Here is a 16,774-nt window from a genome sequence, read left to right as displayed (position 1 = left end):
ACTATAGGGAGGTAATAAATTTTTGACCTTCAGGAATTTCTGGAATGGTAATATAATCTCCTATAATTTTATTGTATTCATTGGGGATGAATTCTAATCTGCCATCAGCAGGGTAAAAGGTCATTTCTCCAAAAATTATTACACCATCTAAGTTGTAAAGGTCTACTCTAACAAAAGGGAACGTACCTGCTAATTTCTTGGCTACTTCTACCATTTCATTAAAATTCTTGGGCTTTTCAGTCTCACCTTCTATAGGTCCTATACTTTCGTGGGTAATCGGTAATTTGTTCCAGTCAATGTCATAATATGACCTTAGGTGTTTTGAACCACGGTCTATATCGACATGTAGAAATTTGGGTTCGCCATCAAAACAAAAAAACTTATAATCGTTTATATCTTTTTTACCTATTTCAGATAGATATTTTTCAACTATAAATTTTGGTTTGATATCCTTGTAGGCCCATTCAAGTCCTCCACGTGTATATTGATCTTTTCTTAGCCATTTTTCTAGTTTAAGCCTGGCTTTGGTTTTGTTAAGTTTAGACTTATCCTCTACGAGAATATTAAAGTGGTACCCGTGTGTAGCCTTTAATACAAATTTTTGTGGTAGCACATCGTAATCTATCTCTTTTGGATAATCATAAACCGCAATCAATTCGTTTAAATACTTTTCTCCAACTTTTTCTTTTACATATGACCTAACTTCATATTTATCAACAAGTTGATGTAGAATAGGGACTCTGTAGTATACTTTTAACCACTGTATTTTTTGGTTAAAATCCTTTGGGTCATTTAAATCTAGTTTCTTCCCAGAATAATATTCATAATATATTTTCATGTAAAATGGAGCAGGTAAGAATTTCATTTTCTTTAAAAGCCCATAAGTTATTTTTTTGTTCATATATTATTAGCTGAATTATTTACAAATATATAGATAACACTTTTATATTTTTGCAGTAATTTGAAACGTAGCATGGAGATTCCTAAAATAAGTATCATTGTTAGTACATATAATGCCGAAGAGTGGTTGAAGAAGGTACTTTGGGGCTTTGAGCAACAAATTTTCAAAGACTTTGAAGTGGTTATTGCCGATGACGGCTCAAAGGAACCTACCAAAATTCTTCTTGAAGAAATGGCAAAAAAGGTTCATTACCCCATAGTTCATGTTTGGCAAGAAGATGACGGATTTCAAAAATCTAGGATACTTAATAAAGCGGTTACGGCTTGTTCTGCAGATTATATTATCATGACCGATGGTGATTGTATACCGCGAGAAGATTTTGTTCAAGTTCACTACATAAATAAAGAACCTGGTTATTTTATTTCTGGTGGATATTACATGCTACCAATGAATATCTCTAAATTAATTACTTTAGAGGATATTGAAAAGCAACGTTGTTTTAATATTCAGTGGTTAAAAGAAAAAGGAATTCCGCAAACATTCAAGAATAATAAGTTGACGGCTCGGGGGATCATTTCAAAGATCCTTAACTGGGTAACACCTACCAACGCTAGTTGGAACGGTCATAACTCTTCTGGTTGGAAGAAAGATATTGAAAACGTGAACGGATTTGATGAGCGTATGCAATACGGTGGTCAAGACAGGGAATTGGGCGAAAGGTTATTCAATTTTGGTATAAAGTCAAAACAATTACGTTACAGTGCTGTTTGTGTTCATTTGGATCACAAAAGAGGTTACAAAACACCAGAGTCTATTGCAAAAAATGTTGGAATTAGAAATGCCACCAAAAAGGAAAAAAGTGTGTGGACACATTATGGCATAACCAAATAATAGGCTAATTCATTTTTTTGCTCTAATCTTTTTAGTTCGTTGAAGCGTTCTAAAACACCCAATGAATTCAGGTAACAAATAGTAAAACCTTTTTTGCCGTCAAGTATACCAAGTCTTAATATATAGTGGTTAAAAAATTTCCAGCTAGTTTTTAAGACCATCATAGCATAACTGAACTTCTTTTCTTTATAAAAAGATTCAATAGCCTTTAAACGCCCATACTTCAACATTTTACCTTTGTAGTCTTCGTAGTTTTTGTAACAGTAATGTGTCAATTTTTCTTTAAGAATTCCAGAGGTTCCGTCAACATCTAATGTTTCATGGACAATTTTGCAATCGGAAAATACAGCTTTACTTTTTCTAAAAAGACGATAGTTTTTATCTGTTTGCCATCCGCTAAAATTCAATTTTTCATTTTTGAACATGAACTGTCGATAAAACCAAAAAGCAGCAATTTCGGTACCACTTGATATTGTTTCTTCTATTTCATTTTGCAAAGCTTTAGAAACAATCTCATCAGCATCTAAAAATAAAACCCAGTCGTTTTTAGCCTGTTTTAAAGCAAAAGATTTTTGAGCGGTAAAGTTTTCGAACGGATTTTGAATGACTTTTACTTTAGGGTGGTCCTTTAAAAACTCATAGGTTCCGTCAGTACTAAAAGAATCAACTACAATAATTTCGTCGGCAAAAGAAACAGATTCTATACATTTTTCAATGAAACCAATTTCATTATACGTAATTACTAATGCGGTAAGTTGTTCTTTTTTGGTAATCATACAATCCAATTTGATAGGTTTGCTCTAATCGGAGCGAACAAAGTTATAACAAAAAAAGAATTAAAAAATTGTGTCAAGAAGTAAAATTCTTTCAGGTTTAAAATCCGGTATTATAACTTGGTTCAGTTTATAAGAGGGTATATTTTAGAATGGTTGCGTTCAATTATCAAAAAGTTTTTTGGTTTTTGCTAACGCTGCTCCAATAACCTGGTGCATATCATAGTATTTATATTCAGCTAGCCTACCTCCAAAAATGACTAAGTCTTTGGAAGCCTTGTTTTTATATTTTAAATACCTACTGTTATTCTTATCGTCGTTAATGGGGTAGTAGGGTTCTAATTCAGTTGATGCCTCTAATGGAAATTCTTTTGTTATGACCGTTTTCTTTTGTTGCCCAAATTCAAAATGTTTGTGTTCTAAAATTCTAGTATATGGTATTTCTACTGCTGTATAATTGATAACTGCATTGCCTTGAAAGTTTTCGATATCTAAAATTTCATGGTCAAAACGTAAACCTCGGTATTCTAGTTTACCAAATTCATAACCGTAGTACTCGTCAATTTTACCTGTAAAGACCGTTTTGTGCGCCATCCCATCTAAGGCAATTTTATCTTTAAAGTAATGGACGCCAAGCTGTACATCTATACCTTCAAGTAATCCACCAGTAAGTTCGTTATATCCGCCTATTGGAATGCCTTGGTAGCTATCATTAAAATAATTGTTATCGAATGTAAATCTTACCGGTAGACGTTTTATTATAAATGCAGGTAATTCTGTGGCTTTTCTTCCCCATTGCTTTTCTGTATACCCTTTAATTAGTTTGTAATAAATATCTTCACCAACCAATGAAAGTGCTTGTTCTTCTAAATTTTGAGGTTTTTTTGTTTGGTGTTTTTTGCTTTGCTCTTCTATTATGTTTTTAGCTTCTGAAGGTGTTTTTACTCCCCAAAGCTGATGGAAAGTATTCATGTTAAAAGGCAAATTGAACAATGAACCTTTATAATTGGCAACTGGTGAATTTGTATATCTGTTAAAAGGCACAAAGTCGTTTACATAGTCCCAAATTTTTTTGTCGTTGGTATGGAAAATGTGTGCTCCGTAGGCATGCACATTGATATCTTCTATTTTTTTACAAAATGTATTACCTCCTATATGTTCCCTTTTATCTACTACTAAACATGTTTTACCCTTTTTTTTTGCTTCATGGGCAAAAACTGCCCCGTACAGACCTGCGCCTACAATAAGGAAATCATACTTTTTTGTGGATGCCATTTTTTAAAATTTATTGTTCAAAGATACAGTTTGAAATCTAAATTTATTAACATGAAAATATATACAATTGTTTAAACTTAAACTTAAAAACTTTATTTTAAAATGGTATAATTGCATGGCAAAAATGGCTTAATGACTACCTACATGAATTCTAATAATCTTTTTTTTATTTCTAGGAATTATAAATTTTCAAAGAATGCGGCTTCTAAACCAAAAATGGACTGCGAGATAGTTCTTGAAAAAAACGGATTTAAAAATTTGGGTTTTAAACAAAGTAATTACCCCAGTTCGGCGATAGGTGCGGTTATTAGTTTTTTCGGAATCACAAAAGGGTTAATTCGCTTGCCAAGAAAGTCGGTTTTTTGCATGCAATATCCATTGAGTAAGTTTTTTGGGTATATCACCAACGTCGTTGCTTTAAAAAAATGTACACTAATTATTATCATTCATGATGTAAAATTTTTAATGGGGAAGTCAAAAGATTTAAACGGTGAAATGGCGAAGTTTAATAAAGCTGATTTTATCATCGTTCATAACGAATCTATGAAAAAGTGGTTTCAGGATAATGGCTGTACTGCACAGTTGGTCAGCTTAGAATTGTTCGATTATATTCATTCCAGTAATAAGCATGCCACGCTCAACACTCCTTACGATGTAGTCTTCGCAGGTGGGTTAGGAAAGGAAAAAAGTGAGTTTCTATATAGTATGGACAACCTTAACCCTTTAAATTATAAATTGAAATTGTATGGTAATGGTTTCAATGCCGCTGATGCTGAGCAAACTAATTCTATTCTCGATTACCAAGGTGTTTTTTCACCAGATGAAGTAATTGATAAAATAGAAGGTTCGTTCGGGTTAATTTGGAACGGTAATGCTTTGACCGAATGTTCAGGGGATTTTGGTAAATACCTGTTATATAATAATCCGCACAAGACTTCTTTATATCTCTTGTGCGGATTACCTGTAATTGTCTGGAAAAAAGCAGCTATCGCTAAATTCATTGAAAAAGAACAAATAGGTATTACCTTAAATTCTTTAGACGAACTTGATACTGTTTTAGCTAACCTTGATTCTAAAGACTATGCTACTATGGTTTCTAACGTAGAAAAGGTAAAGGTGAAGGTGTCTTCCGGTTATTACCTTTCTCATGCTATCAACAAAGTAGTGGCATTGGTTTAAAATTTAAACCGCTACATCATACTCTCTAAGTGCATCGTTCAATGATGTTTTTTTATTGGTGCTTTCCTTACGCTTACCAATTATTAATGCACATGGTACTTGAAATTCACCAGCCGGGAATTTTTTGGTGTAACTGCCAGGTATAACTACTGAACGAGCAGGGACAACACCTTTGGTCTCTACCGGAGTTTCGCCTGTAACATCAATTATTTTAGTACTCATGGTCAAAACAACATTTGCACCTAAAACGGCTTCTTTTTCAACTCTAACACCTTCTACAACAATACAACGGGAACCAATAAAGGCACCGTCTTCTATGATGACAGGTGAAGCTTGTAAAGGTTCTAAAACACCACCAATGCCAACACCGCCACTTAGGTGTACATTTTTACCTATTTGAGCACAGCTACCTACTGTTGCCCAGGTGTCTACCATGGTTCCTTCATCAACATAAGCACCAATATTTACATAGCTAGGCATTAAAATGGTACCTGCTGAAATATATGCTCCATGTCTTGCAACGGCATTTGGTACTACACGAATTCCTTTTTCTTTGTATCCTTTTTTTAATGGCATTTTATCATGGTACTCAAAAATACCAGCTTCTAAAGTTTCCATTTTTTGAATAGGGAAATACATAACTACCGCTTTCTTGACCCATTCATTGATCTGCCATCCATCTTCAGTAGGCTCGGCACATCTCAATTTTCCTAAATCTAAAAGATTTACAACCTCTCTAATACTATCTTGGGTAGCAGACTCCTTCAAAAGGTCTCTATTTTCCCATGCTTTTTCTATTTGAGCTCTTAATTCTGTCATTTTCATAAAATTTTCTCAAATATAAGTTGAAGTACAGTAATTACCCATGGTCAAGGGCACATATAACAAATTATCCTTTATTTTTGCCAAAAATTTAGTTTGGGAAAGATCCTTGCAATTGATTACGGAGAAAAACGTATTGGGCTGGCAGTTACCGATGATATGAAAATGATAGCTTTTGGTTTAACTACTATTGCTACTCCTGAAATATTTGAATATTTAGCTGACTATATACCTAATGAAAACGTAGATACCATAGTTGTGGGCGAACCTAAACAAATGGATAATACCGCTTCTGAATCTGAAGTACATATTGCTCCTTTTTTAGTGAAGTTGGCAGAGAAATTTCCTAAGGTGGCCATTAAAAGACATGATGAGCGCTTTACCTCTAAAATGGCTTTTCAGACCATGTTGGATAGCGGATTAAAGAAAAAACAAAGAAAGAACAAAGCATTGATAGATGAGATCAGTGCAACCATTATATTACAAGACTTTTTAAAAACAGTTTAAATGATATTACCCATTATTGCCTACGGTGATCCCGTATTAAGAAAAGTTGCGGATGATATAGATAAAGATTATCCAAAACTGAATGAATTGATTGCCAACATGTGGGACACCATGTACAATGCTAGTGGCGTAGGTCTTGCAGCTCCTCAAATTGGGCTTCCAATACGTATTTTCTTGGTAGATTCAACACCATTTAGTGGTGATGAGGATTTAACACCGGAAGAACAAAAGCAATTGGACGGATTCAAACGCGTGTTCATAAATGCGACTATTGAAGAAGAAACTGGTGAAGAATGGGCTTTTAACGAAGGTTGTTTAAGTATACCGGATGTTCGTGAAGATGTTCGCAGAAAGGAAACTATTAAGATCAGTTATTTAGACGAAAATTTTAAAGAACATGTAGAAACGTATAGTGGTCTTTTGGCACGTGTAATTCAACATGAGTATGATCATATTGAAGGAGTACTGTTTACCGATAAATTGTCTTCTTTAAAGAAAAGAATGATTAAGGGCAGATTGGCCAATATTTCAAAAGGAAAAATCAGTGTTGAATATAGAATGAAATTTCCGTCTTTAAAAAAAGGACGTTAAAATCATATCATAATTAATAGAAAAGTTTAATATTTGTCGACTAAAATTTTAAAAGAGTATATGGGGTTAGAGAAGATTTTATCCGTTGCAGGAAAACCAGGTTTATATAAATTAATTACCCAAACTAGAACAGGGTTTGTGGCGGAATCCTTGTTAGATGGAAAAAGAATTACGGTAAGCTTACGTAGCAGCGTTAGTGTTTTGTCTGAAATTGCCATTTATACACTTGAAGAGGAAGTGCCTTTAAGAGATGTATTCAAAAAAATACAAGAAAAAGAAGATGGTGGTAAAACATCTATTGGGCATAAAGAAGAGAAGATCAAATTAGAAGAATACTTCTTTGAAGTATTACCTAACTACGATGAGGATCGCGTTTATGTTAGTGACATTAAAAAGGTAATTCAATGGTACAATATATTGGTAGATAATAAAATCACCAATTTTTCTAGCGAAGAGGTTGCCAACGAAGAAGCTTCTGAGGAGGAATAACCTTTACTGTTATAATAAATAAAAAAGCCTTGGTCTCAACGATCAAGGCTTTTTTAATGGACTATTAATCTTTAGTCTTTTTCTATGGTTTCATAGGTATATTCACTCTTTTTCCAGTCAATTAGAGCAGAAGGATAGTACTTAACGTCCATACGATCTAAAAATGGAGCTTGGTCTGCCAGTCTTACTTTATAATTTTCCCAGTTTCTGTTTTCCTTTATACTCCAACTAAGTTCAGAATAGCCAATAATTCTAGGAAAAGCTAAATACTCTAGCTCATCAATATTACTAATGGTTTCTGACCAAAGCGGCGCTTCTACACCTAAAATATTTTCTAACGGAATACCATATTCTTCTGGTGTCCAAATGTATGCGGTATCTACCGGTATATATGCTGCCCAGTGCAACCCGAATTTAGAAAGGGTATCATACTCCATATCCAAGTATGCTTTCTTTGCAGGGGACACTATAATTTGCATGCCTTTGTCAACTGCTTTTTTAGCATTTTCCTCACTGGCCCACCATTGTGAAATTGAGGTTGAATCTACATCTGCAATGGCAACTTCATCCCATCCGATCATTCGTTTGCCATGTTTTTGAACTATTTTTTCTACCTTATTTATAAAGTGTATGTAATCTTTCTTTTTAGTTACATGGCTTTCATCTCCACCTACATGAAAGTATGGACCAGGCGTAATGGCAGCAATTTCTTCTACTACATCATCTATAAATGCATACACGGTATCTTTTCTTGTATCAAACGTGCTAAAACCAACACGCATACCTTCGTACAGTTTAGGTGTTTTTCCGTTTCCGTTTAAAAAAGGATACGAAACCGAAGCGGCATTGGTATGGCCCGGCATATCAATCTCTGGTATAATGGTCATATACCTTTCCGCTGCATAACGCACAATTTCCTTATAATCTTCTTGGGTATAAAATCCGCCTGCTTCGCCACCAACTTCTGTGCTTCCGCCAATTTCTGTAAGTTTGGGCCAAGATTTTATTTCTATACGCCAACCTTGGTCATCACTAAGGTGTAAGTGAAGAACGTTTATCTTGTAATATGATAATAGGTCTATATATTTCTTTACATCATCTACACTAAAAAAATGTCTTGCAACATCTAACATAGAACCTCGGTAGGCAAAGTTTGGGTTATCAATTATTTTACCCGATGGTACTGGCCATATTTTCTGTGGAGCCAAAGTGTCATTACTTTTAAGCGGCACCAATTGTCTTAAGGTTTGTATACCTCTAAACGCACCTTCTGCGGTATTGGAGTTTATGATGATAGAATCTTGGTTAATATATAATTGGTAGGCTTCTGGTGTTTCTAAATCGGTACTGTCACTTTGGTTGATGTAGATTACACGTTCTACCGTGTTAGAACCTTCACTATTTACGGGTATACTCAGGTTAATTTTGTCTTTTAATTTAGTAGCTAAGAACGTACCAACCTCTTCAAAGCCAGTTGCATTTTTAGAAGTGTATATTGCCGTAAATTGATCTAATGCAAATGCAGAATTTGTAGGTATGGTTTTTAAAGGTTTGGGTATTAGACTAACTTTAGATAAATCAGTGCTAGGCATTGCAATTCGTTCTTTCTTCTTCTCTGCACAAGCAAGGCATAATAGCATTAAACTTGTGAAAAACAGACTTCGAATACAAAAGGTTTTCATTTTCTTTAATAATTAAGGTTGGTTTACTAAATCTTTCATGGCTACATACCAAATATCATAACCTTTTTGGTTCATATGTAAACCGTCTTCAATAAAAATATCGGTTTTTAGTTTTCGCTTGTTCAACATAGGTTTCCATACATCTACATAGAACAAATTTGGGTCGTCTTGGGTAAAACGTTCCATTTTTCTATTTAACCTTTTATATTTTCCTCGAATTTTCCAACGGCTAATACTTGGTTTTGCCGATATTAATATAACTTGTGTTGAGGCGTTTTTTGCTTTTATTCGACGGATGATATCTGCGGTAGTATCAAGAACATCAGCAGGTCTTTTTTTAGCCCACAAATCATTATCACCTTCATATATAAATACCTTTTTAGGGTTGTAAGATAATATCAGTTCATCTATAAAGTATAAAAGGTCAGATGCTTGTGATCCTCCAAAACCACTATTGATGATTTGATGATCGGGAAACTCCTCTTGTAATTTTCCCCATAGGCGTACGCTTGAACTACCTGTGAATACAATGGTCTCTTTACTGGAATCCCAAATACTGTCATACTTGGCGGTGATGTCCTTTACCTCTTTTGTGAATACATTTTCTACTTGCCCAAAACTGGTTAAGGAAACAAAAAAAATAAGAACAGTAAGTGTTCTTATTTTTTTTATGGTTTTAAGGTTGAGTTGTTGTTGAGACATACTTTTTTATTTATTAATGGTTTCTGTGAATTTTTCAGTTATTGCCCATTGGTAAACCTGTGATATCCAATTATCCGATGCTAAATTTTGGGTTTTCATCCCAAATCCATGTCCACCTTTAGAATACATGTGCATAGCGGTATTTTTGCCATTTGTTAACCATGCGGAATATAAATCTGCACTGGGTTTAGCTAATCCTAAAGGATCATCAGATGCACAAATTACCAACATAGGCGGCGCATCTTGCGGTACACTATATTCCCCTAAAACTGTCATCCAAGGATAAACTGGTACTATGAAGTTTGGTCTGTTGTTTTCCGTTGCATTAAATGTAACTCCCATGGTAACGGCCCCGCCAGCGGAAAAACCCATAAAGCCAATTTTATTGGGGTCCAATTTCATATTACTTGCATTGGTTCTTACATATGTAATGGCAGAAAGCCCATCCGCAATAGATAAAGGTAAAACGGGCGTTACCCTTTCACCTATTTTAGCCGGGTTGGTTGCTCCTTCATCGGTAATCTCCTTTATACCATCAATACCGGTAGGTACTAACCTATATTTTAAAACAAAAGCAGTGATACCTTTTTTATTCAACCACTTTGCAACTTGTCTACCTTCGCTTTCGATACTTAAACCGTAAAGTCCGCCACCTGGTGCAACAATGACACTGGTGCCGTTTGGTTGGTCAGCTTCAAATACCTCTAATCGTGGTACGGCAACATTGGTGACAACTTCGTTTTCCCAAATATCAGAATAGTATTCTCTTTCTGCCGTTGACCAGGTTACATCGGCATTTTTTTCAAAGGGCAAATCTACCATCTTTTGTGCAAGTACATTCATGGAGATAAAAATACAGGTAACTAAAATAATTTTCTTCATAATATATTTTTTATTGCAATGTTTCAATAAGCATGAATAGTAATGCGGCTAGTACTCCGCCAATTATAGGACCTACAATAGGTACCCATGCATAGCTCCAATCACTTTTTCCTTTATTTTTAATGGGCAAAATGGAATGTAATAATCTTGGTCCAAAATCACGGGCAGGATTTATAGCATATCCCGTAGGGCCTCCTAATCCAAAACCTATACCCATTACCAATAAGGCTACTGGTAGGGCATCTAATGAACCTAAAGAAACCGGACTATCGCCTACAGTTCCACCGGCAATATAAAATACACCGAATACTAAGGCGAATGCTCCTATGATTTCTGTAACCATATTCCAAAACGGACTTCTAATGGCGGGCGATGTAGAAAAGGTGGCTAAAATAGCACTTGTATCTTCCGTTGCTTCATATTGTTTTTTATAATTGAGCCATACCAAAAAATTTCCCATCATTGCCCCAAAAATTTGAGCAAGGATATAGCCAGGTGCCAATGACCATGAAAATTTACCGGCTACGGCCAAACCAATGGTAACAGCTGGGTTTAAATGGGCACCGCTGGTATCTGCGGAAACAAAAACACCAATAAAAACGGCTATACCCCAAGCTAGGGATATTCCTGTCCAGCCAGAATCGCTTCCTTTGGTACCTTTTAAAACTAAATTGGCAACAATACCATTTCCTATTAAAATGAGTAATGCGGTTCCAATAAATTCAAAAATATATGTTATCATAGTTTGGTTGGATTTTAAGTCGTTTAAGATAATTAAAATCGAGGAATTATAAATTTTAAATCCTTTTATTGAATATATGATAATATAAGATCATTGTAAATGCGTTTTTTACATGAGACCTTTAATTGCTGATCAATGTGTTTGATTTATTTAATTAGGTTATGGGCAAATAATCAAATGTAATCCCTCCTTTTAGAATTATTGCAGCTTATATATCTCAATAGCCGTATTCAGCTAGTACCTAACACCTTTCACATTCATTTTTAGAGTGTAAATAGCACCCATTGCCGTAATGAATAGTATGTTTTGGTCCTTACCTCCAAAAGTGATATTGGCCGTCCAGTTTTCGTTTATAGGAATATGATGTAATTGTTCGCCTTTCTTGTTAAAAACAGTAACACCATCACCTGTAAGATATATATTGCCTTTATTGTCAATGGTCATGCCATCTGAACCCATATTGGTGAAAAGTTTTTTACCTGTTAGGGTTCCATTAGGTTGTATGGTGTAAGCATATGTTTTTTTACCCCCAATATCAGCAACGTAAAGTGTTTTACCATCTGGAGTACCTATGATACCATTGGGTTGAACAAAACCAGAAGCTATAATAGATACCTCTTTTCCATCTGGAGATATGTAATACACATTCTTTTCTGAAATTTCTGCCTTAGTTCTTGTCCAGTATTCTCTTTGGTAATAGGGGTCGGTAAAATAGATACCACCTTTTAAATCTACCCAAATATCATTAGGACCATTAAGTTTTTTATCTTCAAAAGCAGTTAATAGGGTATCAACATTTCCGTTACTGTCAATTCTCCATAGTTCATTATTTTCATCTGCAGCGGCCAATAAATTTTCGTCATGGTCAAAATATAGACCGTTGGCCCTACCCGAAGGTTCTTTGAATATACTTAGCGAATTGTCATTTGCATGCCACTTAATTATTTTATCATTTGGTTGATCGGTAAAATAAACATTGCCATCTTTATCTGAGGCCGGACCCTCCGTAAAACTGTATGTACTATCTACTTTAACGAGCAACGCATCGTTTGCTATTATAGATGAATGTTGGGCTTTACAAGAGAATACAAGAATGCTTAAGGCAAGAGAACTGATTATGGTATACTTGGTTTTCATGTGTTAAGCTTATAGATTCTTTAAATAATTCATGTTATACTGCATGCTTTCTATAGGTGTGCTACTATATTCTTCTTGTTCAATGTAAATATGTTCAGCACCGGATAATTCTTTTAACTCAAGCATTAAAGGTATGTCAAGCACACCTTTACCAAATTCAGTACTTACTTTTTCATGCATATTCATATCCTTCAAATGCCATAACGGAAACCTGCCGGGGTATTTTTTAAAATAATGTAAGGGGTCTTTACCGGCAACAACCACCCAACCCAAATCAAGTTCCATATGCACTAGATCCTTTTGGGTATTATCCATAAGAACATCATAAAGAATCTCTCCTTTTTCAGATTCAAATTCATATTCATGATTATGATAGCCAAATTTTAAACCTCGTCTTTTACATGCTTCACCAGCGATATTGAACTTTTCAGCAACCCTTTTGTAATTATCTACAGTTTGTCCTTTAGAAGGTAACGACGAACAAATCAAATATTCCTGTCCAGATGCTACTGCATCTGCTATGGTCCGTTCAAATTTATCATCTAAATGTACATGGCCACTGGTAAGTGTCATGCCTAATGCTTTACAGGTTTCACCCATTTCCACAGGTGATAAACCATAGTAATAGCCTTTATTTGACCCTGCACTTTCAATTTCCTTAAAACCTAAGCTTGCAATTGTTTCCAAGGCTTTTTTAGGATTTTTCAACATGGCTTCTCTAAATGAATAAAGCTGTACGCCGTATATTGAATTTTTAGTAAATGCTAAATTAAGCTGAGGCGTTAAAAGGGTAGCGGCACTGAACAGACCTGCCCGTCTAAGAAAATTTCTGCGTGTTTTCATAGGTGTGATAATCTATTGTTGTTAGTTGTTGTTTTAGCAATTGTAATTTCATTTGTAATGGTTGCATGAGTATTGCAAATGATGATAACTACTTATGATTTTAAATGTACGAAAACAAAACAGGATTTTTAGCGAGAGAATCTATGGTTGCTTACTTTTGTGAAAACCGCATTCATGAACAATAGAAAGGAACAATTACAGGCACTTGATCGATTATTGACTATCATGGACGAATTACGGGAGCAATGCCCTTGGGATAAAAAGCAGACCATGCAATCCCTTAGACATTTGACCATAGAGGAAACCTACGAGTTGGGTGATGCCATTTTAGATAATGACCTTAATGAGGTGAAAATGGAATTGGGAGATGTACTGTTGCATATTATATTCTATTCAAAAATTGGGTCTGAAACCAATGATTTTGATATAGCTGATGTAGCTAATGCCATTTGCGATAAATTGGTGAATAGACACCCACACATTTACGGAGATGTTAAGGTGTTAAATGAAGATGACGTTAAAAGAAATTGGGAGCAGATCAAGTTAAAAGAAGGTAAGAAAAGCGTATTGGAAGGGGTTCCAAGGAGTTTGCCGGCTCTAGTGAAAGCAAATAGAATACAAGACAAGGTAGCGGGAGTAGGGTTTGATTGGGAAGAACCACAACAAGTTTTTGAAAAGGTACAGGAAGAATTAGGCGAACTTCAAGAAGAGGTGCAAAAAGGTGAAATTGAAAAGATCGAAGCTGAATTTGGTGACGTACTTTTTTCAATGATCAATTACGCTAGATTTTTGGGGGTTAATCCAGAAAATGCGCTGGAAAGAACCAATAAGAAATTTATTAAGCGTTTTCAATATTTAGAAAATAGCGCAAAGGAAATAGGCAAGGATATGAAAGATATGACCTTAGAGGAAATGGATATCTATTGGAATAAAGCTAAGACCTATGAGTAATTTTTAGTTATTAAGTTCAACGTCCATGATTTTCTCTAGATCTCTATGTTTTATAGGTTTTATGAAATAATTTGAGATTTCAGGAAAGCTCTTTGCTATTTCTACATCTTCTGCGTTTATAGATGAGGTTAACATGACAATTTTAATTTTCTTATTTATTTTGGACGCTACTTGTTGAAAGTCCCTAATAAAATCGAAACCGTTTAAAATAGGCATGTGAAGGTCAAGAAAAATTACATCGGGTAAATCTTCAATGGCATTGACGTTATCCTGTATAAATTTTAAGGGCTGTAAAGAATCTGGAAAGTCAACAATTCTACTTGCGGATAATTGTTTTAAATAACGTTTCATTACATATTTAGATATATCGTCATCGTCTATAATCCAAATTAATGGGTCTTGGGACATAATTAATGGTAATTGGTGTGTTAGGTGTATATAACGAATCGCTAATGCATAATAGTATCTTTTGTGTTGGTTGAATAGCTAATTGGTCAAATTTTAACTTATTTCCTTATTAGGATTTTTAATCAATTTTTTAATTTAAATTAATGATGTTGAGTGTTTTATAATATTTTATTCTAACTTTTGAATGGTTAATTTAATTTTAATTTATTGTAAAATTTATTTGTTATCCACCATCTTTTATGCTGATGGATTGGAGCAACTAGTGCTGTAAAATTCAATGATTTTAACTGGCTGAAAGCAAAAAAATATTGTTCAATTAGCGGTACCTTTGTTAAAAATTAGATTCAGTTTTGTTAAAGAGCTACACGAAGGAATTTCGATATAACATTAAGCTTTCTGTTCCGGTAATTTTAGGAATGTTGGGTCACACCTTTGTACAGTTGGCAGACAATATTATGGTTGGTCAATTGGGCACAGCAGAATTGGCTGCGGTATCTTTGGGTAATAGTTTTGTTTTTATTGCCATGTCATTAGGTATTGGTTTTTCAACCGCAATTACACCTTTAGTAGCTGAAGCAGATGGAGCAGGTAATAAAGAAAATGCCAAAAGCGCTCTAAAACATGGTCTTGTTTTATGCACTGTATTGGGGTTGTCATTGTTTGGTTTAATTCTATTGTCAAAACCAATTATGTATGCCATGAAACAACCATTGGAAGTGGTTGAGTTGGCATTGCCCTATTTAGATTTAGTAGCATTTTCTTTGGTACCCCTAATTGTTTTCCAAGCATTTAAGCAGTTTTCAGAGGGACTTTCTCAAACTAAATACCCAATGTATGCTACTATTATTGCCAATGTCATAAATATAGTTTTGAACTACCTATTGATTTTTGGCAATTTTGGATTTCCAGAAATGGGAATTGTTGGTGCTGCCGTAGGCACTTTGGTATCAAGATTCTTTATGGTTCTCTACTTATGGTTCATCCTAAAAACAAAAGAAAAGTTCAAGTATTACGTCACTAAATTCAATTTTGCCAATTTGGAGAAGACGGTAATGCAAAAAATTGTAGAATTAGGTTTTCCATCTGCCTTACAAATGTTTTTTGAGGTAGGTATATTTACCTCTGCTATTTGGTTAAGTGGGGTTTTGGGTAAAAATGCCCAAGCGGCAAACCAAATTGCACTTAATTTAAGCAGCATGACCTTTATGTTTGGAATGGGGCTTGGAGTAACTGCAATGATCAGGGTTGGTAATCAAAAGGGTTTGGCTAATTTTAAAGAATTACGACGTATTGCCCAATCTATTTTCTTATTGACATTTTTGCTGGAAATTGTATTTGCCGCGTTGTTCTTGATAGGTAGAAACTGGTTTCCATCTTTATATTTAGATATTGATGATATGACCAATTTTGCGGATAATACAGAAGTATTGATCATTGCGGCAGAGTTGTTATTGGTAGCCGCTTTCTTTCAAATTTCAGATGGGGTACAAGTGGTAGTTTTAGGTGCTTTACGTGGTTTGCAAGATGTAAAGGTCCCTACATTGATTACATTTATATCTTATTGGATTATTGGCTTTCCGGTGAGTTATTATCTATGTCTTCATACTGATTTAAGAAGTACGGGAATTTGGGTAGGATTGCTCACAGGGCTTACGGCATCAGCTATTATGTTGTATCTTCGATTTAATTATTTAACTAAAAAACTAATTGCTGCTTAAGAACGTATTTTTGATCTGTAGCAGTTTATATTCAACTTATAGACCAGATTTTTATGGAATTTCCAAAATTTTTATTGGGCGATAATACTGATTATCCAACGGCAATTTTTGTTGTGCATACCGAGTTTCCTCGATTTATAATCAATCTTGAAAATGATGAGGTGGAATGGCTTGAAGAATTCTCCAAGGAAGATGAAAAAGAGTTGGAAGACGAAGCCGAAAATTTAATTGAGGCCGCAACTGCTTTTTACGATCGCGAAGTTTCAAGGTACGAAGATTAA

The 16,774-nt window shown here is 34.7% G+C and carries 19 protein-coding genes; 8 read left to right on the top strand and 11 right to left on the bottom strand.

The genetic code is table 11. The features are described from left to right. Nucleotide 1: 1 nt before the first annotated feature. Nucleotides 2–901 carry an ATP-grasp fold amidoligase family protein gene (locus VBZ51_RS00745; RefSeq protein ID WP_416575768.1) on the bottom strand — a complete coding sequence of 300 codons (900 nt, stop codon included), beginning with the start codon at nt 899–901 and terminating at the stop codon, nt 2–4. Between the two features lie 72 nt (nt 902–973). Between VBZ51_RS00745 and VBZ51_RS00740 the strand changes: the two genes are divergently transcribed. After that, nucleotides 974–1,792, top strand: a complete 819-nt coding sequence (locus VBZ51_RS00740) for a glycosyltransferase family 2 protein (protein ID WP_074672750.1) — start codon at nt 974–976, stop codon at nt 1,790–1,792. Here the strand turns inward: VBZ51_RS00740 and VBZ51_RS00735 are convergent. Further along, nucleotides 1,774–2,568 carry a glycosyltransferase family 2 protein gene (locus tag VBZ51_RS00735; RefSeq protein WP_416575767.1) on the bottom strand — a complete coding sequence of 265 codons (795 nt, stop codon included), beginning with the start codon at nt 2,566–2,568 and terminating at the stop codon, nt 1,774–1,776. The genes VBZ51_RS00740 and VBZ51_RS00735 overlap by 19 nt on opposite strands. Nucleotides 2,569–2,727: 159 nt before the next feature. Beyond that, on the bottom strand, nt 2,728–3,840 hold the full coding sequence (gene glf, locus VBZ51_RS00730) for a UDP-galactopyranose mutase (protein WP_416575766.1): 1,113 nt from the start codon (nt 3,838–3,840) through the stop codon (nt 2,728–2,730). Nucleotides 3,841–4,056: 216 nt separating this feature from the next. Here glf and VBZ51_RS00725 point away from each other — a divergent pair, with 216 nt between their 5' ends. Beyond that, nucleotides 4,057–5,019: a beta-1,6-galactofuranosyltransferase gene (locus VBZ51_RS00725; RefSeq protein WP_416575765.1), complete on the top strand. Its 963-nt coding sequence runs from the start codon at nt 4,057–4,059 to the stop codon at nt 5,017–5,019. Nucleotides 5,020–5,022: 3 nt separating this feature from the next. Here the strand turns inward: VBZ51_RS00725 and VBZ51_RS00720 are convergent, their stop codons facing one another. Continuing rightward, a complete protein-coding gene (locus tag VBZ51_RS00720) occupies nt 5,023–5,838 on the bottom strand; it encodes a 2,3,4,5-tetrahydropyridine-2,6-dicarboxylate N-succinyltransferase (RefSeq protein WP_058103517.1) in 816 nt (271 codons plus the stop codon). A 99-nt stretch (nt 5,839–5,937) separates the two neighbouring features. Here VBZ51_RS00720 and ruvX point away from each other — a divergent pair, with 99 nt between their 5' ends. The 3 genes from ruvX to VBZ51_RS00705 are packed head-to-tail and all read left to right on the top strand — an operon-like array spanning nt 5,938 to nt 7,428. Beyond that, nucleotides 5,938–6,348, top strand: a complete 411-nt coding sequence (gene ruvX, locus VBZ51_RS00715; protein WP_091605838.1) for a Holliday junction resolvase RuvX — start codon at nt 5,938–5,940, stop codon at nt 6,346–6,348. After that, entirely contained in the window at nt 6,349–6,939 is a 591-nt protein-coding gene (gene def / locus VBZ51_RS00710) for a peptide deformylase (protein WP_058103515.1), read from the top strand. Nucleotides 6,940–6,999: 60 nt separating this feature from the next. Next, the gene (locus tag VBZ51_RS00705; RefSeq protein WP_416575764.1) at nt 7,000–7,428 is read left to right on the top strand and encodes a DUF5606 domain-containing protein; all 429 of its coding nucleotides are present in this window, start codon (nt 7,000–7,002) and stop codon (nt 7,426–7,428) included. A gap of 71 nt (nt 7,429–7,499) precedes the next feature. Here the strand turns inward: VBZ51_RS00705 and VBZ51_RS00700 are convergent, their stop codons facing one another. From VBZ51_RS00700 to VBZ51_RS00675, 6 genes are all read right to left on the bottom strand, one after another. After that, nucleotides 7,500–9,110, bottom strand: a complete 1,611-nt coding sequence (locus VBZ51_RS00700; RefSeq protein ID WP_416575763.1) for a family 20 glycosylhydrolase — start codon at nt 9,108–9,110, stop codon at nt 7,500–7,502. Nucleotides 9,111–9,122: 12 nt separating this feature from the next. Next, nucleotides 9,123–9,812, bottom strand: a complete 690-nt coding sequence (locus tag VBZ51_RS00695; RefSeq protein ID WP_416575762.1) for a GDSL-type esterase/lipase family protein — start codon at nt 9,810–9,812, stop codon at nt 9,123–9,125. Between the two features lie 6 nt (nt 9,813–9,818). After that, nucleotides 9,819–10,694 (bottom strand): alpha/beta hydrolase, encoded by an 876-nt coding sequence (locus VBZ51_RS00690; protein WP_416575761.1) that lies wholly within the window; start codon nt 10,692–10,694, stop codon nt 9,819–9,821. Between the two features lie 10 nt (nt 10,695–10,704). Further along, nucleotides 10,705–11,466 carry an MIP/aquaporin family protein gene (locus VBZ51_RS00685; protein ID WP_262497230.1) on the bottom strand — a complete coding sequence of 254 codons (762 nt, stop codon included), beginning with the start codon at nt 11,464–11,466 and terminating at the stop codon, nt 10,705–10,707. Nucleotides 11,467–11,670: 204 nt separating this feature from the next. Further along, nucleotides 11,671–12,573: an SMP-30/gluconolactonase/LRE family protein gene (locus VBZ51_RS00680; RefSeq protein WP_416575760.1), complete on the bottom strand. Its 903-nt coding sequence runs from the start codon at nt 12,571–12,573 to the stop codon at nt 11,671–11,673. Between the two features lie 9 nt (nt 12,574–12,582). Then, nucleotides 12,583–13,416: a sugar phosphate isomerase/epimerase family protein gene (locus VBZ51_RS00675; RefSeq protein ID WP_416575759.1), complete on the bottom strand. Its 834-nt coding sequence runs from the start codon at nt 13,414–13,416 to the stop codon at nt 12,583–12,585. Between the two features lie 174 nt (nt 13,417–13,590). On the opposite strand from VBZ51_RS00675, the gene mazG reads away from it, so the two are divergent. Beyond that, a complete protein-coding gene (gene mazG / locus VBZ51_RS00670) occupies nt 13,591–14,367 on the top strand; it encodes a nucleoside triphosphate pyrophosphohydrolase (protein ID WP_099189065.1) in 777 nt (258 codons plus the stop codon). Nucleotides 14,368–14,370: 3 nt separating this feature from the next. Here mazG and VBZ51_RS00665 read toward each other — a convergent pair whose 3' ends face one another. Further along, complete coding sequence (locus tag VBZ51_RS00665) at nt 14,371–14,775, bottom strand: response regulator (RefSeq protein WP_083414260.1); 405 nt, start codon at nt 14,773–14,775, stop codon at nt 14,371–14,373. 350 nt (nt 14,776–15,125) lie between these two features. Here VBZ51_RS00665 and VBZ51_RS00660 point away from each other — a divergent pair, with 350 nt between their 5' ends. Further along, nucleotides 15,126–16,493, top strand: coding sequence for an MATE family efflux transporter (locus VBZ51_RS00660; RefSeq protein ID WP_416575758.1), 1,368 nt, complete (start codon nt 15,126–15,128; stop codon nt 16,491–16,493). A 53-nt stretch (nt 16,494–16,546) separates the two neighbouring features. Next, nucleotides 16,547–16,774, top strand: coding sequence for a hypothetical protein (locus tag VBZ51_RS00655; RefSeq protein ID WP_071341621.1), 228 nt, complete (start codon nt 16,547–16,549; stop codon nt 16,772–16,774).

Origin of the sequence: Maribacter sp. HS (assembly GCF_048059195.1) — a bacterium.
GTDB lineage: Bacteria > Bacteroidota > Bacteroidia > Flavobacteriales > Flavobacteriaceae > Maribacter > Maribacter dokdonensis.
Note: the sequence above shows the minus strand (reverse complement) of the source record. Positions and strands in the feature narration are given on the sequence as shown.